At 67.1% G+C, this 20,151-nt stretch carries 16 protein-coding genes; 7 read left to right on the top strand and 9 right to left on the bottom strand.

Translation table 11 applies throughout. From position 1 onward, the window contains the following. Positions 1–27: 27 nt before the first annotated feature. From deoC to OHA70_RS19180, 5 genes are all read left to right on the top strand, one after another. Positions 28–984 (top strand): deoxyribose-phosphate aldolase, encoded by a 957-nt coding sequence (deoC, locus tag OHA70_RS19200; protein WP_328334457.1) that lies wholly within the window; start codon positions 28–30, stop codon positions 982–984. Positions 985–989: 5 nt separating this feature from the next. Then, positions 990–2,426 (top strand): aldehyde dehydrogenase family protein, encoded by a 1,437-nt coding sequence (locus OHA70_RS19195; RefSeq protein WP_328334455.1) that lies wholly within the window; start codon positions 990–992, stop codon positions 2,424–2,426. After that, entirely contained in the window at positions 2,416–3,294 is an 879-nt protein-coding gene (locus OHA70_RS19190; protein WP_328334454.1) for an aldehyde dehydrogenase family protein, read from the top strand. The genes OHA70_RS19195 and OHA70_RS19190 overlap by 11 nt, the downstream gene beginning before the upstream one ends. 76 nt (positions 3,295–3,370) lie before the next feature. After that, complete coding sequence (locus OHA70_RS19185; RefSeq protein WP_328334453.1) at positions 3,371–3,958, top strand: putative glycolipid-binding domain-containing protein; 588 nt, start codon at positions 3,371–3,373, stop codon at positions 3,956–3,958. 9 nt (positions 3,959–3,967) lie between these two features. Next, positions 3,968–4,996, top strand: a complete 1,029-nt coding sequence (locus tag OHA70_RS19180) for a S66 family peptidase (protein ID WP_328334452.1) — start codon at positions 3,968–3,970, stop codon at positions 4,994–4,996. Here OHA70_RS19180 and OHA70_RS19175 read toward each other — a convergent pair. Genes OHA70_RS19175 through OHA70_RS19165 form a run of 3 tightly spaced genes read right to left on the bottom strand, consistent with a single transcriptional unit; the run spans position 4,986 to position 7,134 of the window. After that, positions 4,986–5,408 (bottom strand): YciI family protein, encoded by a 423-nt coding sequence (locus tag OHA70_RS19175; RefSeq protein ID WP_328334451.1) that lies wholly within the window; start codon positions 5,406–5,408, stop codon positions 4,986–4,988. The two genes, OHA70_RS19180 and OHA70_RS19175, sit on opposite strands and share 11 nt — an antisense overlap. Before the next feature lie 26 nt (positions 5,409–5,434). Then, entirely contained in the window at positions 5,435–6,088 is a 654-nt protein-coding gene (locus OHA70_RS19170) for a hypothetical protein (RefSeq protein WP_328334449.1), read from the bottom strand. A gap of 32 nt (positions 6,089–6,120) precedes the next feature. Further along, positions 6,121–7,134 carry a serine/threonine-protein kinase gene (locus OHA70_RS19165; protein ID WP_328334447.1) on the bottom strand — a complete coding sequence of 338 codons (1,014 nt, stop codon included), beginning with the start codon at positions 7,132–7,134 and terminating at the stop codon, positions 6,121–6,123. 81 nt (positions 7,135–7,215) lie between these two features. Between OHA70_RS19165 and OHA70_RS19160 the strand changes: the two genes are divergently transcribed. Beyond that, the gene (locus OHA70_RS19160) at positions 7,216–7,755 is read left to right on the top strand and encodes an RNA polymerase sigma factor (RefSeq protein WP_328334445.1); all 540 of its coding nucleotides are present in this window, start codon (positions 7,216–7,218) and stop codon (positions 7,753–7,755) included. Positions 7,756–7,786: 31 nt separating this feature from the next. Here OHA70_RS19160 and OHA70_RS19155 read toward each other — a convergent pair whose 3' ends face one another. After that, entirely contained in the window at positions 7,787–9,199 is a 1,413-nt protein-coding gene (locus OHA70_RS19155; RefSeq protein WP_328334443.1) for a S28 family serine protease, read from the bottom strand. A gap of 89 nt (positions 9,200–9,288) precedes the next feature. Between OHA70_RS19155 and OHA70_RS19150 the strand changes: the two genes are divergently transcribed. Beyond that, positions 9,289–9,450, top strand: coding sequence for a hypothetical protein (locus OHA70_RS19150; RefSeq protein WP_328334441.1), 162 nt, complete (start codon positions 9,289–9,291; stop codon positions 9,448–9,450). Between the two features lie 2 nt (positions 9,451–9,452). Here OHA70_RS19150 and pepN read toward each other — a convergent pair whose 3' ends face one another. From pepN to OHA70_RS19125, 5 genes are all read right to left on the bottom strand, one after another. Further along, positions 9,453–11,900, bottom strand: a complete 2,448-nt coding sequence (gene pepN, locus OHA70_RS19145) for an aminopeptidase N (RefSeq protein WP_328334439.1) — start codon at positions 11,898–11,900, stop codon at positions 9,453–9,455. A 14-nt stretch (positions 11,901–11,914) separates the two neighbouring features. Next, entirely contained in the window at positions 11,915–12,382 is a 468-nt protein-coding gene (locus OHA70_RS19140; RefSeq protein ID WP_328334437.1) for a YkvA family protein, read from the bottom strand. Positions 12,383–12,568: 186 nt separating this feature from the next. Continuing rightward, complete coding sequence (locus tag OHA70_RS19135; RefSeq protein ID WP_328334435.1) at positions 12,569–12,832, bottom strand: hypothetical protein; 264 nt, start codon at positions 12,830–12,832, stop codon at positions 12,569–12,571. Beyond that, a complete protein-coding gene (locus OHA70_RS19130) occupies positions 12,832–19,458 on the bottom strand; it encodes a DNRLRE domain-containing protein (RefSeq protein WP_328334433.1) in 6,627 nt (2,208 codons plus the stop codon). Before OHA70_RS19130 ends, OHA70_RS19135 begins: the two co-directional genes overlap by 1 nt. 206 nt (positions 19,459–19,664) lie before the next feature. After that, positions 19,665–20,123, bottom strand: a complete 459-nt coding sequence (locus OHA70_RS19125; protein ID WP_328334431.1) for a PH domain-containing protein — start codon at positions 20,121–20,123, stop codon at positions 19,665–19,667. Between the last annotated feature and the right edge of the window lie 28 nt (positions 20,124–20,151).

Below are 20,151 nucleotides of genomic sequence, written 5' to 3'. Positions count from 1 at the left end.
GGCCGAAAGCGGATTAGACTGCCGAGCGTGACCACTACCGACACTGGCGTCGACAGTCTCGCCGACGTGACCTCGTCCGAGGACCGGCTGCGCCGGTTCCTGCTGGGCCTGCCGGGCGTCGACCAGGTCGGCGCCGAAGCCCGGGCCGCCGCCCTGAGCACCCGGTCGATCAAGACCACCGCCAAGGCGTACGCGCTCGATCTCGCCATCCAGATGATCGATCTCACCACACTGGAGGGCTCGGACACCCCGGGCAAGGTGCGCGCGCTCTGCGCGAAGGCCAAACGCCCGGACCCGGCCGATCCGACCGCGCCCCAGGTGGCCGCGGTCTGTGTCTACCCGGACCTGGTGGCGACGGCGAAGTTCGAGCTGCGCGGCACCGGGATCAACGTGGCCAGTGTCGCCACCGCCTTCCCCAGCGGACGTTCCAGCCTGGCGATCAAGGTGCAGGACACCAAGGACGCGGTCGCTTCCGGCGCAGACGAGGTCGACATGGTGATCGACCGCGGCGCTTTTCTCTCCGGGCGGTACGGGCTGGTCTTCGACGAGATCGCCGCGATCCGCGAGGCAGCCGGTGAGGCGCATCTCAAGGTGATCCTGGAGACCGGCGAGCTGGTGACGTACGACAACGTCCGGCGCGCGTCCTGGCTGGCGATGCTGGCCGGCGCAGACTTCATCAAGACTTCAACTGGCAAGGTCTCACCGGCGGCGACGCTGCCGGTGACTCTGGTGATGCTCGAGGCGGTCCGTGACTACCACGAGTCGACCGGGCTGCACATCGGCGTCAAGCCGGCCGGTGGGATCCGGACCGCGAAGGACGCGATCAAGTACCTGGTCACCGTCAACGAGACGGCCGGGCCGGACTGGCTGGACCCCGAGCTCTTCCGCTTCGGCGCGTCCAGCCTGCTGAACGACCTGCTGATGCAACGCACCAAGCTGGCCACCGGGCATTACCCGGGCCCCGACTACTTCACGCTGGACTGAGGGCATTGAGCAGATTCGAGTACGCACCCGCGCCGGAGTCGCGCGCGATCGTCGACATCAAGTCGTCGTACGGGTTGTTCATCAACGGCGCCTTCACCGAGGCGACCGACGGCAAGCCGTTCAAGACGGTCAGCCCGGCGTCGGAGGAGGTGCTGGCCGAGGTCAGCGAGGCCGGTCCGGCTGATGTGGACCGCGCGGTTAAGGCTGCCCGCAAGGCCTACGAGAAGGTCTGGGGCCCGATGGCGGGCCGCGACCGGGCGAAGTACCTGTACCGGATCGCCCGGCTGATCCAGGAGCGGTCGCGCGAGCTGGCCGTGCTGGAGTCCCTGGACAACGGCAAGCCGATCCGCGAATCGCGTGATGTCGACCTGCCGCTGGTGGCCGCGCACTTCTTCTACTACGCGGGCTGGGCCGACAAGCTCGAGTACGCCGGCGCCGGTCCGGACCCGCAGCCGTTGGGTGTCGCCGCGCAGGTGATCCCGTGGAACTTCCCGTTGATGATGCTGGCGTGGAAGATCGCGCCGGCGCTCGCGGCGGGCAACACCGTAGTACTGAAACCTGCTGAGACGACGCCGCTGACCGCGCTGGCCTTCGCGGAGATCTGCCAGCAAGCGGATCTGCCGCCGGGTGTGGTCAACATCATCACCGGCGCGGGCCGTACCGGGCAGGCGCTGGTCGAGCACGAGGGTGTCGACAAGGTCGCCTTCACCGGCTCGACCGCGGTCGGCCGCGCGATCGCCAAGACGGTCGCGGGCACGCCCAAGAAGGTGACGCTCGAGCTGGGCGGCAAGGCGGCGAACATCGTCTTCGAGGACGCGCCGATCGACCAGACGATCGAGGGCATCGTCAACGGCATCTTCTTCAACCAGGGCCATGTCTGCTGCGCCGGTTCGCGGCTGCTGGTTCAAGAGAGCGTGTACGACGAGGTACTGGCGCGGCTGAAGCGCCGGATGTCGACCCTGCGCGTGGGCGACCCGCTGGACAAGAACACCGACATCGGCGCGATCAACTCGGCCGAGCAGCTGGCGCGGATCCGTGAGCTCTCGCAGATCGGTGAGGACGAGGGCTCCGAGCGCTGGTCGCCCGAGTGCGAGCTGCCGACGCAGGGGTTCTGGTTCCCGCCGACGGTCTTCACCGGGGTCTCCCAGGCCCACCGGATCGCCCGCGAGGAGATCTTCGGGCCGGTCCTGTCCGTGCTGACGTTCCGTACCCCGCAAGAGGCGGTCGAGAAGGCGAACAACACGCCGTTCGGCCTGTCCGCCGGGGTCTGGACCGAGAAGGGCTCGCGGATCCTCTGGATGGCGAACCAGCTCCGGGCCGGCGTCGTCTGGGCCAACACGTTCAACCGCTTCGACCCGACCTCGCCGTTCGGCGGCTACAAGGAGTCGGGCTACGGTCGCGAGGGCGGCCGCCATGGTCTGGAGGCCTACCTTGCCCACTAAATCCGACCCGGCCCGGCTCGACGTGCGCAAGACCTACAAGCTGTACGTCGGCGGCGCCTTCCCACGCAGCGAGTCCGGCCGCTCGTACGTCGTGTCCGATGCCAAGGGCAAGTTCCTGGCGAACGCGTCGCAGGCCTCCCGTAAGGACGCCCGCGACGCTGTCGTCGCCGCCCGCAAGGCCTTCGGCGGCTGGTCCGCCCGTACTGCGTACAACCGCGGCCAGGTGCTGTACCGCATCGCCGAAGTGATGGAGGGGCGGCACGAGCAGTTCAGCGCGGAGGTCGCGTCGTCCGAGGGACTGTCGATCAGCAAGGCGCGCGCAGTCGTCGACGCGTCGATCGACCGCTGGGTCTGGTACGCCGGCTGGGCCGACAAGCTGGCCCAGGTGGTCGGCTCGAGCAACCCGGTCGCCGGCCCGTACTTCGACTTCTCCTTGCCCGAGGCAACTGGTGTCGTCGCGGTCCTCGCCCCACAGGACTCCAGCCTGCTCGGCCTCACCAGCGTGATCGCCCCGGCAATCGTCTCTGGCAACACAGTCGTCGCAGTCACCTCATTCGAGCGCCCGCTGCCCGCGGTGACCCTGGGCGAGGTGATGGCAACCTCCGACGTACCCGGCGGTGTAGTCAACATCCTCACCGGCTCAGCCACCGAGATCGGCCCCTGGCTGGCCTCCCACTCCGACGTCAACGCCATCGACCTGGCCGGCATCACCGACCACGACGAGGCGACCGAGCTGGAGGCAGCATCGGCTGAGAACCTCAAGCGGGTCCGCCGACCGGCCGACGAGGACTGGACTGAGTCGCCGGGCCTGTCCCGGTTGACGCAGTACCTGGAACTGAAAACGGTCTGGCACCCCATCGGCCTGTGAGCCTGTGGATAACCAGCCAACTGAGATCACCCATCCGGATACACTCAGTTAGGAAGGACAGGAGGGGGCGCTGGTGATGCGGCTGTGGAGCGGTGACGGCTCCTGGCATGCGGAATCAGCGCAGCTCGACCTAGGCGAAGACCGACTCAGCGCAACCGGCACCCAATTCGGCGCGGACCCTCTGCCGTACCGCGCGGACTACGAACTGGAGACCGGCGCGAATTGGGTGACCCGCCGACTGCACCTCGACGTCACCGGAGACGGCTGGAGCCGGTCGCTCGAACTGCTCTCGGACGAAGCCGGTCAATGGACTTGTACCTCGTCGGTCGATGGCGAGGTGGATCTGCCGGTGCCGGGCGGCAACCTCGCCGCAGTGACCGGAGCGCTGGATTGCGATCTGGCGTTCTCCCCGTTGACCAACCTCATGCCAGTCCTCCGCCACAACCTTCACAAGCAAGCCGGAACGGTCGACTTCCTGATGGCTTGGGTGTCGCTGCCGGATCTTGCTGTGCATGCGTCGCCGCAGCGCTACGAGGCGCTGGGTTCTGATGATTCGAGTGCACTCGTCCGATACATCGGCCTCGACAACGACTTCGTGGCGGACCTGCAGCTCGACGCCGATGGCTTGGTAATCCACTATCCCGGCATCGCCACCCGCTTGTAGCTTGAGCGCATGTTGTTCGCGCGCAAGGTCGTTGCCGGGGATCGGGTCGCTGTTGTCTCACCGTCGAGCGGATTGCCGGAGATCTTTCCGGGTCCGTACGAGCTCGGGCTGGAGCGGCTTCGGGAGTTCGGGCTTGTACCGGTGGAGTATCCGACCACGCGGAAGCTGAACACCACACCCGAGGAGCGCGCTGCCGATTTGCATGCTGCTTGGAGTGATCCGTCGATTCGGGCGGTGATCTCCTCGATCGGTGGGGACGATCAGATCACCGTGCTGAAACACCTTGATCCGGATGTGTTTCGCGCTGATCCGAAGCCGTTCTTCGGGTACAGCGACAACACCAACTTGCTCAACTTCCTTTATTCGTTGGGGATTCCGGCTTATCACGGCGCCTGTGTGATGGTTCAGTTCGGGCGGGGTGGCGCGATGCATCCGGATACCGAGCGGTCGGTGCGGGCGGCGCTCTTCAGTTCCGGGGAGTTCGAGCTGACACCGGCGGCCGGGTGGACGGACCAGGATCGCGACTGGGCCGTACCGGAGAACCTCGCCTCCGAGCCGCCACTGTCTCCGTCCACCGGGTGGAGTTGGTACGGGCCGCAGGCGCCGGTGAGCGGGCGGCTTTGGGGTGGGTGCCTGGAGATCATCGACTGGCAGCTGGCCGCCAATCGGTGGATGCTGCCGGTCGAGGAGTACTCCGGAGTGCTGTTCCTGGAGACGTCCGAGGATCAGCCGCCGGCCGGGCAGGTCTACTGGATGCTCCGCAACCTCGGCGAGCGCGGACTGCTCGCACGCTTCGACGCGGTCCTCTGGGGCCGTCCGAAGGCGACGTCCCTCGACCGGCCTTCGACAGCCGAGCAGTCAGCTGCCTACGTGGAGGACCAATACGCGGCCGCTCGCCGTGCGCTCGCGGAGTACAACCCTGATGCCTTGCTCGTCACCGGGCTCGACTTCGGGCACACCGATCCGCAACTGGTTATCCCGTACGGCGGTACGACGAGCATCGACCCCGTGGCTCAGCGGATCACGGTCACGTACTGAGCTTGGCGGTGGCTTCCTGCGTGCGAGCCTGGGCCTCGGGGGTGTAGGCGTCGCCGAAGTCCTCCGCCTCGAAGATCTGGCGGAGGTCGATACCGGCGGAGTTGCCCATGTCGGCCTCGAGGGCACGCCCGGCCCACGCGATCGCTTCCTCTTTCGAGGCGACCTGGATCAGGCAGTAGCCGGCGATCAGTTCCTTGGTCTCGGTGAACGGGCCGTCGACGACGCGATGCTTGCCTTGGTGGACGTCGAGGCGGATCGCTTTGGAGCTCGGGTGCAGGCCGTCGCCGCCGATCAGTACGCCCGCCTCGGCCATCTCCGCCATCAGCGAGGTCATCGCGGTGATGCTCTCTTCGCTCGGCATCGCGCCGGCTTCGTACTCGTCGGTGCCGCGGAACGTCATCATGTAGCGCATAGCGGGCAGGCTAACCGACGCGCGGGTTAGCGGATCTGGGTCCTGGTCAGCGTCGGGTTGGTGTTGGGGTAGCAAGCGACCGGCGACTTGATGGTGATGAACTTCCATTTGATCGCCGCCGTGATGGTGAGGCCGGGGTCGTCGAAGCTGGTGCCCTGGAGTCTGGTCTTGACCACGCGACCGGCGGCGCCAGCTTTCAGGCGGACCGAGAGGGTCGGCAGCTGGTACGCCGATCCGCCGGGTACCGGGCCGGCGAGGCGAACTGTGATGACACGCCCGGAGTGCTCGAGTGTCGGCGTGGAGCCGAGGCCGGAGCCGCCGATCAGGCGGCCGCTGATGAACCAGGTGTTGTTCGGGACGGGGATCCGGAGCGTCAGGTCGCGGACCTCTTTGAGCTTGAACCCCTTCACCTCGGCCGGCAACGACCCCGGCTTCAGATCGACCGCGACGGTGAAGCCGCTCCCGGCTCGCACGCTCGCGGGAACCTTCGCATTCACGCCCTGCTTGAGGCTGAAGGTGTGCTTGCCGAACTTGGTGTCCGCCCGGCAGGCATAGCTTGCCGTCGGCGCGGCAGCAGGCTCAGCCACGGGCGACGCCGCGGCCGGAGTACCGGCCGCCAGTACTGCGAGGGCGACGATTGATGACTTGAGCAGCTTCATGCGAATGCTGTGGGTAGTCATATCGCTACCCTACGGAGTCAGGCGGGTGTTTGTCAGCGGCCGACGAAGTACCAGGCTCCGGCGCCGGCCAGGACGAAGAGGAGCGGTAGTGAGGTGAAGAGCCAGCGGCGACGGGTGCGGCGTGGGGTGAGCGGTTGGGCGACCGTCGTCGGGACTTCGTCGACGTCGTTGAAGGTGGTGCGCTGGGCGGCGAGCATCGGGGCTTCCTGCTCGAGGCGGTAGGCCTCGGCCTCCAGGCGCTCGGCCAGGGTGTCGGCGCGGTTCCAGCGGTCACCGACGCGGAAGGCCAGGGTCCGGGCGAGGATCTCGTCGATCTCGCCGATCGAGTCGTGCAGCAGCGGTCGCAGGCTCGGCGGGTCGCTGTCGGGGTCGCGGGCGAGCACGTCGGTGATGGACGACGCGACGAACGGAGGCCGCCCGGTCATCAGCGCGTACGTCACCGCACCGACGGCGTACACGTCAGCTCGTTCGTCGAACCCGCCGTCGCCCCGGCCCTGCTCAGGAGCCATGTACGACGGGGTGCCGACTGCCTGCGTCAAGCCAGACGCCTCCGCGGCGCGTTTCGCCAGCCCGAGGTCGGCCAGCACGATCCGGTGCGTCCCACCACCCGACTCGAGCCCCGACGATGGCCGGAGCAGCAGGTTCGCGGGGGTGATGTCGCGGTGCACGACCCCCTCCTCGTGCAGCGCCGCCACAGCCCGGGCCAGGTCCGCGCCCCACCAGAGCGCGTCCGCCGGTTCCAGTGGTCCGTGGGCCAGCACGTCGGCGAGGGAGCCGCCGTCGACGAAGTCCATCACGAAGTACGGGCGTCCGTCCGGCAGTTGGCCGAGGTCGAACACCCGGACGACCCGGTCGCTGGCGATCCGGCGCATCAGCCGGGCCTCGGACAGGAAACGCTCGCGGACGTCCGCGCGGGACGCCCAGTTGTCGGCGAGCACCTTCACGGCGACGTCCACGTCGAGGTCGTCGTCGTACCCTCGCCAGACCGTCGCGAAAGCGCCTGCGCCGATCTTCGACTGCAGCCGGTACCGTCCGATGACATCCATCCCGGCTATTGTCGGGGACGGCAGGGAGCAAGGCGACTACCAACGCCTCGGCGAGTGCCGCCGCGGCGAACCTGGGGGAGCATGAACGAGGAGCTGGAAGACCTCGCGGCCCGCGCGGCGGGTGGCGACGAGAGCGTCATTCCCGAACTGCTGCAGGCGATCCGGCCGCAGGTGCTGCGGCGCGTGGCGAAGTTCCTGCCCTACCGGGAAGATGCCGAAGAGGCCGCGCAGGACACGCTGATGACGGTCGCGACCAAGATCCACACCTTCAAGGGCAGCGGCAGCTTCGCCGGCTGGCTGACCGTGGTCGCGACGAACTGCGCGCGGCAGACTTACCGTTCGCTCAAGCGCCGGTCGGTCGAGCAATCGGCCGAGGTGATGCCCGAGGCGATCGACCCGCGCACCACCTCGGTGATCGCCGGCTCCCGCCTCGACCTGCTGGAAGCCCTCGAATCGCTCGAGGCCAACCACCCGCAACTCGTCCAGCCGCTAGTGCTGCGAGACCTCGGCGCCATGACGTACGCCGAGATCGCCGAAGAACTCGCCGTCCCCCTGGGCACCGTGAAGGCCCGCATCCACCAGGCCCGCAAGCAGGTCGCCGAACACCTCACCGTCCGCTGACCCCGCACTCCGGGGCCAGCGCGGCGACCGGCTAGCGGAGGCGGCCTTGGCGTTGGGCTCCTGGGTCGATGGTGTTGGTCTTGGTTTGCGCGACGGCCGGGTTGGCCGCGACGCCCATCCACTTCTGCAGGATCTGGGTGGCCTCGGCGCGTTGAGCCGCGGGCAGGCCGCCGATGCTCGAGCCGTGGTTGCCTGCCGGCTGGATGTACCAGTGTGAGTCACGCGTACCGCGGCCCGGCTCGAACTTCTCCGCGCTCCACGGGTCGTTCTCCCCGTACACGAACAGCATCCGCTGCCCCGACGTCTTCAGCCATTTGTCCACGTCGGCCATCGCATACGGCTCGTGCTTCGGCTCGATCGCGTCCGGTACCGCGGCCGGCGCGTCGCCCGCCTCGCGATAGTGCAGCAGCCCCTTCAGCCAGGTCGTCTTGCTCGCCACGTCCGGCCAGTTCAGCTGTTGGGTCGCTTGGAAGTAGTACGGCAGGAAGTCGGCGGTGCCCTCGTCGGAGTAGAACTCCCAGCCCGAGATCAGGTCGATGAAGTCGAAGATTTGCTGATCCGTCGCCGCCGCCGTTCCCGGTACCTGCGGGCAGCTCGCCTGCGTGCTGTATTGCCAGAAGGCGAACGGCGTGTCCAGTACGGCCGCCTCGAACGCGCGGTCGACCGTGCCGAAGGTGTCCTCGTAGGTCAGCCCCTTCTGCGTCGCCATCTCCTTCAGCTTCGCCACCATCGCGGGCCTGCGCAGCAACGCGTTCCGTTGCAGGTTGCGCAGGGCGAGGTTGCAGGCCGGGTCGGTGCCGGCGTCCTGGATGAAGGAGACGTACGAGTCGCGCCGGTTGTCCACATCCTGCGGCGCCACGTAGGCGACCGTGGCATCGACGTCCTTCGGGTAGAAGCGCCGGTGGTACACGGACGTCATGCCGCCCTTGCTCGCTCCGGTGGAGACCCACTTCCCGGAGTACAGGGCCTTCTTGAACGCCTGGACGATCTCGTGGTGGTCGGTCGCGGCCTGCCAGATGTTGAGCTTGGACCAGTCCTGGCTGGCCGGCTTGGAGGTGTTGAAGAAGCGTTGCTCGACATTCAGTTGGTTGCCGTCGACGAGGCGCGTCGGCTCGGAGGTGAAGACGCCGCCGACACCGCCGTACCCAGTCGTGTGCAGCACGGTCGGCCGGTCGAAGCCGCGGTGCCACAGGGTGACGCGCTGCTCGAACTTCTCCCCGCGCGGCTTCCGGTGATCGGCCGCCTGGGTGTACCAGAGCACGAAGAACGGCTTGCCGTTCACGATCGTGCTGCTCTCGATCCGCAGCCCTGGAATCGTCTGCAACTTCGCCGTCACCTCAGCGACAGGATCAGCAGCCTGTACTGCGGGCGCGGCCGCAGCCGTGGTGACCGCGGATCCAGCGACCAGGGCAACGACAAGAGCAAAGCGTAGGAAGCGGCGCATCGGCGGACTCCTTGGTGTGGGGCGACACTGCTGAGCAGCCTAAACGCCCCCACCGACAACTTCGAGGGCTTGACAGGTACGGTTCGCGCATGTGCAGAGCGGTGAAGTGCAAGACCTGCGGGAAGACGACCTGGGCGGGCTGCGGGCAGCATGTTGCCCAGGTCAAGCAAGGCGTGCCGGCGCAGGATTGGTGCGCCGGACACCCCAAGGAAGCCGGTTCAGGCCTGTTCGCGCGCTTCTTCCGCCGCTGACCTCAGCCGAAGGTTCGGCGTACGGCGATCGCCCGGCGGAGGTCGTCGGTGTTGTCGGCCGTGGTCCGACGGATGCTGGGGGCAACGGTTTCGTCGGCGATCAGGGCGTCGGCTCGCTCGATCACGGCTTCGTCCACGGCGTACCTCGGGAAGATCCGGCCGACCGTCATCGCGACGGCCATTCCCGAGCGGATCTCGCCGGTGTGAGCGATCTCGGTGAAGAACCGGTCGACGTACGGCGCGGTCAGCTCGGTCTGCGCCGGATCCCAGAACCCCTCGGCGATGGCGAACAACTCGTTCACCCCGACCGTGCCATCGGTCATGATCCGCTGCCAGGCCGCTTCCTTGCCATCCTCGGTCGCAGCCAGGCAGCGCGCCGCTTGGGCTACACCTTCGGTCGACTGGTCCTTGGCCAGCTCAGTCTCGACCTCTGCCTTGCCGTAGACGCCTAGCCGGACTAGACGCAGTACCAGGGACCAGCGGAAGTCCGTGTCCACCTGCAGGCCGCTGGGGACGTCGCTACCGTCCAGCCAGCTCTGGAGCAGCTTGGCGTCGTCAGTGGCCGTTACTACGGCACGGCTGATCGCTAGCTGGAGGCTGCTGCCCGCAGGGGTCTCCGCGAGCCGCGCGGTGAGGGCAGCGGCTGCCTGTGCGCGGTACGGCTCCTGGGGAAGGTACGCGCCCAGTAGACGGTCTTCCAGCCAGCGCAGGAGGGAGCCGACGGCGATGTCGCTGTCCTCTGTCTTGATGGCTTCCAGCAGGATCGCGAGCGCTTGGCGTGGGTCTAGCTCGGCGTCGGCGACGGCGTCGCGGATGCTGTTCCAGATCACCCCGCGGGTGGTGCTGTCTGCGATCTTCGGCAGTACTACGGGGAGGTTGGCCAGGCTGGTCGCATCGAGGCGGATCTTGGCCCAGGTGTCGTCGGCCGCGTCCGGGACGATCACGGCCAGGGTGGGGTCTAGCTCGAGGTCGACGGAGTCGCGGTCCAGCAGTACTGGCACTGAGGTGGGGCGGCCACTCTCGTCGTACCCGCCGACCGTCAGTTTGTGCGGGCGGTCGGCCGGGTGGGCTTGCGGCGTACGGCGGTACAGGCTGATCCCTGTCGCGGTGCGCTCGGCGCTGATGGTGTCGAGGCCGGCCGTGCGCAACCACTGCTCGGACCAGTTGGGCAGATCAGCCGCGCCGGCCTCGGTGAGCTTGCCGATGAACTCGTGCAGGTCCGCATTGCCGAACTCGTGCGCGTCGATGTGCGCGTTGACGCCCTTGAGGAAGACCCCGTCACCGAGGTACGCCGCGAGCTGCTTGAGCACCGCGGCGCCTTTGGCATAAGAGATTCCGTCGAAGTCGTCGAGCGACTGGCGGGCATCCTTGCCGGCCTCGGCCGCGACCGGGTGGGTCGAGCGGCGCTGGTCGGCCTGGAGTCCCCACCACTTGCGGACGAAGGCGAAATCGGTCCAGTGGCCTTTGTGGTCGGTGACGTCGTGGGCGACGCGGTTGGCCATGTACTCGGCGAAGGACTCGTTGAGCCAGAGGTCGTTCCACCACTTCATCGTGACGGCGTCGCCGAACCACATGTGCGCCATCTCGTGCACGACGATGCGGGCCCGGAGGCTGCGCTCGGCGTCGGTGACCGCGGATCGGAAGACCAGGCTGTCGGCGAACGTCACGCAGCCTGGGTTCTCCATTGCGCCGAGGTTGAAGTCGGGGACGAAGACCTGGTGGTACTCGCCGAATGGGTAGCGGTAGCCGAACAGGCGGTGGTATTCGTCGAAGGCTTGCGCGGTGACTTGGAAGAGGTCTTCCTTGTCCTTCTCGAGGTGCTCCTTGAGGCTCTGCCGGCAGGCGAGTCCGAGCGGGATGCCGTCGTGCTCGCTTTTGATGAGGTGGAAGGGGCCGGCTACCAGCGTCACGAAGTACGTCGAAAGTGGCTTGGTCTGTTTGAGCGCCCACTCCCCTGGTGCTGTTTGCGTGGCGGCTCCGTTGCCGAGGACGATCCATTCCTCGGGGCATTTGACGGTCATCGTGTACGGCGCTTTGAGGTCGGGCTGGTCGAAGCAGGCGAAGTACCGGGGGGCTGATTCGAGCGACGACATTCCGTACAGGTAGACGAGGCCGTCGCCGGCGTCGACCGTCCTCTGCAGGCCTTCGCCGTCGGCCGAGTACTTCATGATCGCGTCGACCACTAGCACGTTGTCGTCTTGCAGACCCTCTAGCCAAAGGCGCCCATCGTCCAGCCCTTTGATGTCGACGCTGCTGCCGTTGAGCGTCACCTTGACGAGCTCCTGCGGCTTCACGTCGAGGAAGGTCCGCTCGTCCCTCGCTTCGAACCTGATCGTGCTGACCGCCCGGAAGGTCTCGGGTCCGGTCGTCAGATCGAAGGCGATCTCGTAGGAGCTGACGGTGAGGGCGGCGGCCCGCGTACGGGCTTCTTCGACAGTGAGAGCGGGCATGCCGTAGACGCTACCTAACCCGGCGGCAGCCCGCGCCGGTCCCGCTCGTGCCGCAAGTACAGTCCGGCCGCCGTCGACACACTCGTCAGCAACCAGACCCCAACCCCTGCATCGTCAGCCACCCCGATGACCGGCAGGAACTCCGGCAGGATGTCGATCGGCGAGACCAAATACACCAATGCCAACACCCACAGCGTCTTCTGCCCACCCGACACGGCCGTATACCCCTCAGCCTTAGCCGCCCGCAACATGCGCGGCAGGGCCCTCGCCCGCTCAAACACATCCCCGACTGGCACCGGCTCCCCGCGCGCCGCCTTCCGCTTCCGCGCGGCCCGCCGCAACAACCCCACCCCGATGGCCGCGGCGCCTATCACCAGGAAGGCGCCCCCAACCCCGGTCGCAGGCATCCCGACAACATCCCCGTCGCGAAACACCAGGGTCGCCAACCCGATCAACCCCAGCAGCCCACCAAAGAACACCATCCCCCAACAGTAAAGCCCCACGCGCCCGCCGCTTACGTTCCTCCGTCACTCCAGCTCCGGGTCGCTCCCACCCACCCAGTGTTGGCGCTCCTCCGTCGCGCGAACCGAGAGTAGGCACTCGCCGATGGGCGGCGGCGGCCAAGCGGCACGGCCCACCGGCGGGCCGGCCCCTGGCTCGTCATTGGCTTACGGCGACGACTTGCCGGCCGAAGCCCGCCGCCGCCGTATCTGTACCACCGCCACCGAGCTCGCGAAGAACAGACCGATGCTTCCTACCCAGGTCAGCACTCGCACATTGTCGGTGACGCCTATGCCGACAACGATGATCGCCATGGCGACCAGGACGAACAGCCAATCTGCTACTTCGTCCCGATTCAACCCGGCATATGTCGCACCAGGTATGGATGCCAAGATCGCCACCACTACGAGCAGAGGAACGTCGTCATGCATCAAACATCCCAGCCGTTCCTGTATGCACGGTGCGCATAGAAGCCATTGACACCGAAGACCGCCGCTGCTTTATAGGGCTTACTTCGAATCGACGAACCGAGGTGACGCAAGTGGCGCCCGATGTTGACTCGGTGACCCAAACCTCCACGGTGACGACCGAGCCGACTGCGCAGCATTCTGCCAGACATTCGGATCGCGCCGCGATGACGGGCAGCGTACTTGAATCCCCGGATGGGCTTGAAGGCCGCACCGATCGCGTCGATACCGAAGTTGGTCAGCGCAGTACGTCCGGAGATCGAACCATGCCTGTACTGGTATGCATTCCAACCAGCGCTCGCGATTAGGGACGCTCCGATTGCAACGGCGCAAGCTCCGGCTGTGGCGAGTATGCATGCTCCGGCTGCGACAAAGCCAGTGACAGTGGCGGCACGCTTCCAGAACTTCTTCCAGCCGAAGCGGCCGTCTAGGTCGAAGCTGTTGATGGGGTCGGTTGGGTAGGTGTAGGCGTTCGGGTTGCCGCCAGCGACCGGGTCGGTGGAAGTGAAGAGACCGGTGGCTGGGTTGTAGAGGCGGACGCCCATGAGGGTTAGGCCGGCGCCTGAGGTGGCTCGTTGTTTGGCGCCTAGCCAGCCATAGTCGACGGCGCCGGTGAGGGTCGTGTTTGTGGTCGCAGCGTCGCCGTATTCGTCGTAGGAGTTCCAGGCGTTGATGGTGGTGGCGGGCGCAGTGGTGGTGGGTAGGTCGACGGTGGTTACTACGTCGCCGTGGGGGTTGGCGAGGGTTAGGTCGGCTGAGGCGGATTGGTTCACCGTGAGGCTTAGGTCGCCGCCGATTAGTTCTGCGTAGCGTTGGGTTGTCGTACCTTGGGTCACCCAGGTGGGGTTGTCGGAGGTGTCGGCGTAGTGGCGGATGGTGGTGGTGGTGCCGCTGGTGGTTACGGATTCTGTGGAGCGGCGGTCTAGGGCGTCGAGGGTGTAGGTCGTGGTGGTGGGGCCCTGGGTGATCGACTTTGCTAGGTCGTTGTCGTAGTACGACAGAGCGATGTCGCCAGAGGCGGGGTGGGGAGCGTCTGACGCGGGGAGGGTCGTGGTGCGGCCCAGTGCGTCGTACGTGTAGGTGCCAACCCCGTTCGCCCCAGTTACTGGGCGGTCGGCGGTGTCGAAGGCTCGGGTCGTAGACACAGCGCCGGTGGTGGTGCAGGAGCCGTCGGCGGCGGGCGCGGCGGTTGACTTGGTTAGGCGGTTGTCGTTGCGGTCGAAGCCGTAGAGGCGGGTTACGCAGCCGGGGAGTTCCGTGCCGGTGGTGGTGGCGGTTCGGTCTTGGACCTTGGTCAGGCGGCCGGCGTTGTCGTAGGAGTAGGAGCGGTCGTAGCCGAGGGCGTCACCCGGAGCGTCTCCGGCGTCGCCGGTGAAGGCGGAGCCGTCGGGGGTCCATTCGTGGGCTACTCGGCCGTTGACGTCGTTCTCCAGCGACCAGGACAGCCAGGGGCCGTTCGGGTCGACTGTGGTGGAGCCGTCGTCGTTCACATTGGTGATCTGGCCGGTGTAGCGCAGGCCGGTCGGTTCGCCGACGTTGTCCAGGTCGTTGTACTGCGTGATGCCACCGGGCAGCTTCTGCACGGTCATCGAGCCGTCGGCGTCGTAAGCACCGGTCGACGTCCAGGTGGAGCCGGCCGTGGTGACCTCGACCTTGGTGGCGACACCTCGGCGCTCGGTCTTGCCGGCCGCGTCGGTGCCGTCGTAGGTGTAGCGCGTCGAGCCGTTGGCGTCCGTCACGGTCGCGACCGAACCGGCCGCGTCGTACACGGTCGTAGTGACCTGCTCGCCCGACGGCTGGTACGTCGTCTGGCGGCCCCAGGTGTCATAGCCGGTGGTGACCGTGCCCGCGGTGGTCCCGTCCGCGTTGTACGCCGTGACGGCCGTGGCTTGGCCCGTCGCGGGATCGTAGGTGGTGGCCTTCTTGGTGTTCGGGGTCGAGCTCGCCAGGCCGGTGACCGTGGTCTTGGTCGTGTCGGTCCGGCCGTCGAGCAGGTACGTCGTCTCGTTCTTCCGGATGACCGATCCCGAGGTCTCGGTCACCGTCTTCGGCGCCAGCAGGTAGTTGAAGTCGGCAGTCGTTGTCGTCGGCAACGATGGCGTCGCGGTGCCACCCGAGGTGGGCTGTGCCGCTGAGCCGGTCTGGCAGACCAGTCCTGCCCATTGAGGTTTCCCACCGCACGCAGGAAAGGACGCATTGGACGCCGTCGTGTAGTACACGGTCTTCGTCGTACCGGCGTCAGCGCCGTTCGAGCCGGGCTGGCGGGTCTCGATCGTGCGACCCTCCGCGTCGAAGCGGGTCACCTTGACGATGTCGCCGGCGCTGTTGACACCGTCGAAGTCGACGTCGGTGATCGTCTTGCCGGCCTGGCCGAGCTTCCAGCCGTCGGCGTCGCCCGGTACCGGTGGCCCGTAGTCGGTGAGCGATTGCGCGGTCATCTCCAGGTCGGTGCCGGTGCCCGGGTCATGGGCATACGACGTCGACTTGGTGGCCAGCCGATACGGCAGCGTCGTGTCCGGGTTGATCCCCGCGTTCGGGGCGCCCTCGTCGAAGCTGCTGTGGGTGTGCACCCGGACCCAGCGAGTCGTCCCGTCCTTCAGTACCGCCGATCGGGACGGCCCGTAGGTGTCGGTCACGAAGGTGCCGGCCGGCGTCACGACAGCATCGCCGGCGGCGTTCTTGATGTCGTTGTTGTAGACCGTCAGCGAAGCAACCTGGTCGACGGACGCGCCGGACGGCACCGCGCCGTCGATCACCGAGCGGATCGCGCGTTCGTCGAGCTCGCGAACGGTGTTGCCCTGCTCGTTGTAGTCGGTCGAGTTGTACTGCCAGTCGCCCGCGCCGTACTTCGCACTGTCGACCGTGTACCCCGATGCGTCGGTGTACTGCAGATCGGCGTACTGCCAATCGTCAGCACCAGGCGCACCCGACAACGGATGATCCGGACCGAAGACGGCGTACCCGTTCGTAGGTATCGCCTTCTGGTTCCACCGAGCAACCGACGTAGCGGACAGGTCCGGCAGACCCGCGCCGGAGAGCGGTACGTCGTACACGAACTTCGCCAGCGTCGCCGTACCACCGGTCGGATCACCAGCAGGGCGGTCGCGCTTGACCGTGTCCAGCTTCTCGCGCTGGTCGACCGTGACGTAGTTCAACTGGATCGGCAGCTGACCGGCCGACTTCACCGAGGTCAGGTGGTTGAGCGAGTTGTAGCCGTACTCCGTGGACAGGTTGGACCGCGGATCGGTGACCTTGATCAGCCGGCCGCTCGCGTCGTATGTGTACGCCGCGACCTTGATGGAGTCCATCCCAGCGCCGCCGGCCTTGTCCGGGTTGTAGATGTCCAGCCAGCCCTCGGACAGCCGGGCCTCGCCGTTGATCGTGGTGTAGACGAAGTGCAGGGCGCGGCAACCTGCTACCAGCGAGCTGATGCAGTTCACCCCTGGCGGCGTCGGAGCCAGGATGCGACTCACGTGGCCCGAAGCGTCGTACGAGTAGGTGGTCTTCGACGTGATGCCGGGTTCGTAGACCGTTCCAGGCCGGAAGAACGCCGGCGTCGAAGCTGTCGGTGCGGTGTCGGTGGTCCAGGTGGTGACCGTGCCGTCGTCCTCGGTATAGGTGAGGATCGGCGCCGCGGCCGTGCCGGTGACCGTGAGCTTCGAACCGTCCAGCTCGGTGTCCTCGTCCGCCGGGACCCAGGTACCGGCTGCCAACGACGCACCCGTACGCCGCTGGCCGTCAGGAGCCTCGAAGATCAGGCCGGTGCCATCGCCGTCGGTGAACGAGATCGTGCCGTCGACGCGCGACGAGTCGATCACCCGTACGCCCCCGAGGCCGGCGTCCGCGCCGTCGAAGTGAGCGACCCAGCCGGGGCCGAAGACGCCGTTGATCGTGTCCGGGGTGCCGGCGTAGGTGGAGTGGGAGCGGGAGATCGACAGGTCACCGGTGTAGCCGGGGACGGAGATGTCGGTGGTGTCGGTGTTGAACTCGCCGGTCCACAAGGCGACCTGGCCGGGTCCTGCGTCGGCGGTGGGGAAACCGTTGCCGAAGGCATGCGGTACACGCTGGATTGTGGTGTTGGGGGTTTGGGACCAGGTGCACTGGCTGGACGAGGCGTAGGTGAAGCAGACCTGTACGTCGAGCTTGACCGGGACGCGGTCGTTCAGGGTGGTCGGCTCGATGGCCGGGGTGGACGGGTCGGAGTCGACGTTGGCGTCGATCTTGGCGTTGTTGCTGTCCCAGATCCCGGAGACCGCGACGCCGGCGGTGCCGTTGTCGGTGACGGTCAGCGCGGTGTCGTCGACGTTCCAGCCGACGGTGTCGTGCTGGCCGTCCTTGGCGTAGCCGGACAGGCGCCAGCGGACCTTCGCGGTCGGCAGATCAGCGGCGCCGCGGGGTGGGCCGGAGGCTTCGATCTTGATGGTGCCGGTGGTGGTGATCCGCGGGTTGGCGGTCGGTGAGGCGAGGGCGGAGCCGCCCCAGCCGAAGCTGTACGCCGCGTTGCCTGACAGGCGTCCGGCCGGGGACTCGGCCGTGGCGCTGATCCGGTGCAGACCTGGGGTGCCCTTGGGGAGGGCGATGGTGGTCTTGGCGGTGGCCGGGTCGCTGGACGGGGTGATCTTGATCTGGCCGGCTGCGCCGCCGGTGAAGTTGGTCGGTACCGGCTTGCCGTCCACGGTCAGGCGGATGTAGCCGGGTGAGGAGTAGCCGGTGCCGGTCGCGGTGACGGTGCAGACCACGTCGGCGGTCGGGGCGTCGTCTTGCCAGGAGTTGATGGCGTATGGCGGCGGGCAGGAGATGATCGGCGCCTGGGGCTGGGTGGCGCCGATACGGAGCTGGCTCCAGCCTGACCAGGCGGAGTCGACGCGGCCGTCGTTCGACTTGGCGCGGACGTAGATCCGGGTGTTCTCGGGCAGGTTGACGGACGGCTTGCAGCCGCCGGTGGTGCCTGAGGCGTAGGTGGCCGACGTACAGGTCGCCTTCAGGCTGGATGCCGACACGGTAGTGGAGTCGTGGAACTCGATGACGTACTTGACCGTGTTGCCGTCAGGGTCGCTCGCCTTGGTGATCGCCCACGGGTTGAGGTACGGCGAGTACAGGGCGCTCGTACCACCCGGGGCGGCGTAGGCGACCGCGGACGAGTAGGCCGGGACCGACGGCTGGCCGGGCTTCCGGTTCCAGGTGATCGTCACGTACGGGTCAGCGATGCCGGCGAAGGAGTAGAACCGCTTGTACGACGTGCCGTCCGCCTCGTTCGCCGCGGTCAACGCGAGGCCGCCGGTCGGGTACGACGCGGTCGACCAGGCCTGGGCCAGGCCGGTCATCGGGATCGAGATCCGGCCGCCAGGGCAGCCGGTGGCACCCTTTGCGGCCGAGACCGAGCCGTAGACCGCACCGTCCGCTGGCCGCGTGGGCCAGCGAGTAGTGGTCGAGGTGGGTGTTGCCGAGCGCAGTTGCACGACCGTCGGAGTACAGGTGTTGGCGCCGTACTGCCACAGCGACATCGACGCCGACAAGATGTCCTTGCCTGCGAAGGTCGAGGTGGCGAAGTTCATGTAGGCGCGCGCCACCTTCGCCGAGCCGTTCTTGCCCACGCGAAGGTCGACCGCGTTGGACTGGTCGTTCGGCTCGTTCTCCTGCAACCACGTGTCGAACGTCGACTTCAACGTGCCGGTCACATACGTCGGGTCGACCGTCACCGGGAACACCCGCGACGGGTCGAGGAACCACTTCGCGTCCGGCGCGATCACCAGCGTCGCCTTGCCCCGCGACACCTGCTCGACGGTCACCTTCACGACCGTCTTGTTGCCCTGCTCACCATTGACCACCGAGTCCCACATGAAGCCGACCGGGATCCTCGACTGGACGACGTTCTTGGCGTCGACGAACTCGATCGAACCGTCGGCTGCCGTCCGGGCGGTCAAACCCTTGGTGCGCAAGGGAATCCGCCACACCGGCGCGGCCGTCGGGCGCTGCTTGACGATGAAGTCGTTCTCGAAACCGGTCCGGCGTGCGTCCAGGACCAGGTCGACACCGGGCTGTACGTCGGCGTAGGTCGCCTTCGTCCCGTCGAGCGTCGGCTCCGGGAGTTTCCACGGCGAGAGCCACTCGACCTGACGGCCGGTACCGGACGACGCCGACGCGAAGACCTGGCCGGTCGCCGCGTTGCGCTTGCCCAACCGCAGACCATGCTCGTGGCCACGCGGCGCCACCGTACCGTCAGCGGCCTTCTGCAACGTCAGGTTGATCGACTGCCAGGCACCCTTCGCGGTCTTGAACCGGATCGGCGCGGCGTGAGCATCCGTCGTCATGGTCCCGTCAGGGTTCGACCACGTCGTCGACGTCTCGGTCCGCATCGACTCGACCTCGACCCGCGAACCCTGAGCTCGCGCCGTTACTGAGGCCGAGATCACATCCGGCCGCGAGGCAATCTTGGCGGCGGCCGGCTTCGGATCCGCCGTCGGCGCCGCCTCGGCGGGTTGATGGGCTTCCAGGGCGGTCGCCAGAAGCGCCACCGATACCAACGCGGCCACGACTCGAGGGGCTTTCTGCCCGCGAGAACGCATCGAACGATCCACTAGAAACTTCACGGCGACTCCTGCTGCCTCACGCCGACCTGGGACAGCACGACGAAGGGCGATCGCCATGCGGGTCAGCGCTCGCTACATCGCGCGTCGTTTCATCCCGTTACCCGAATTGCAACAAGTTGCAGTAATCCCTGCTCCGCTTGCCAAACAGACGTCGCTCAGGCATCACGCGCGCTGAGATTCGGTCGAACAGGACTCGAGGAGGTCCCTCATCGGCCGGTGCCGGCTTGGTGGTCGAGCCAGTGCTGGCGGAGTTTGGCGGTTTGGCGGGTGACTCGGCGGTTGCGGCCGCGGAAGGTGTAGCCGGTAAGGCAGGACAGGAGGACGCCGGGTTCTTCGGGAGAAGGTGGGTCGGCAAGTTCGACGTACGGGATGGCGGTGCTACCCAAGGAGGCCTCGCCTTCGTCGAGTCTGATGTCGGCGATGGCGGTCCACGGGATGAGTTCGTCGCGGCCGAGGTTGAGGAGTTTCAGGCCGGCCGGTGTGACGGCGACACCGACGCGGACGAAACGCCAGAGGATCAGCAGACCGACCACGATGGAGATGACGGTTGCCACCTCGTCCGGGATGGAGGAGAACTCGTCGTACACCGCAAGCAGGCACATCTCAGCCAGACCGACCACGCACACGGCCAGGAACCCACCGTTCCCAATTGCTCTGAAGGCCATTTGTCCCCCGGCTGCCAAAGAGAGATGC

Origin of the sequence: Kribbella sp. NBC_00382 (assembly GCF_036067295.1) — a bacterium.
Classification (GTDB): domain Bacteria; phylum Actinomycetota; class Actinomycetes; order Propionibacteriales; family Kribbellaceae; genus Kribbella.
The sequence above is the reverse complement of the archived record's forward strand: the minus strand, read 5'-3'. Positions and strand labels throughout refer to the sequence as shown.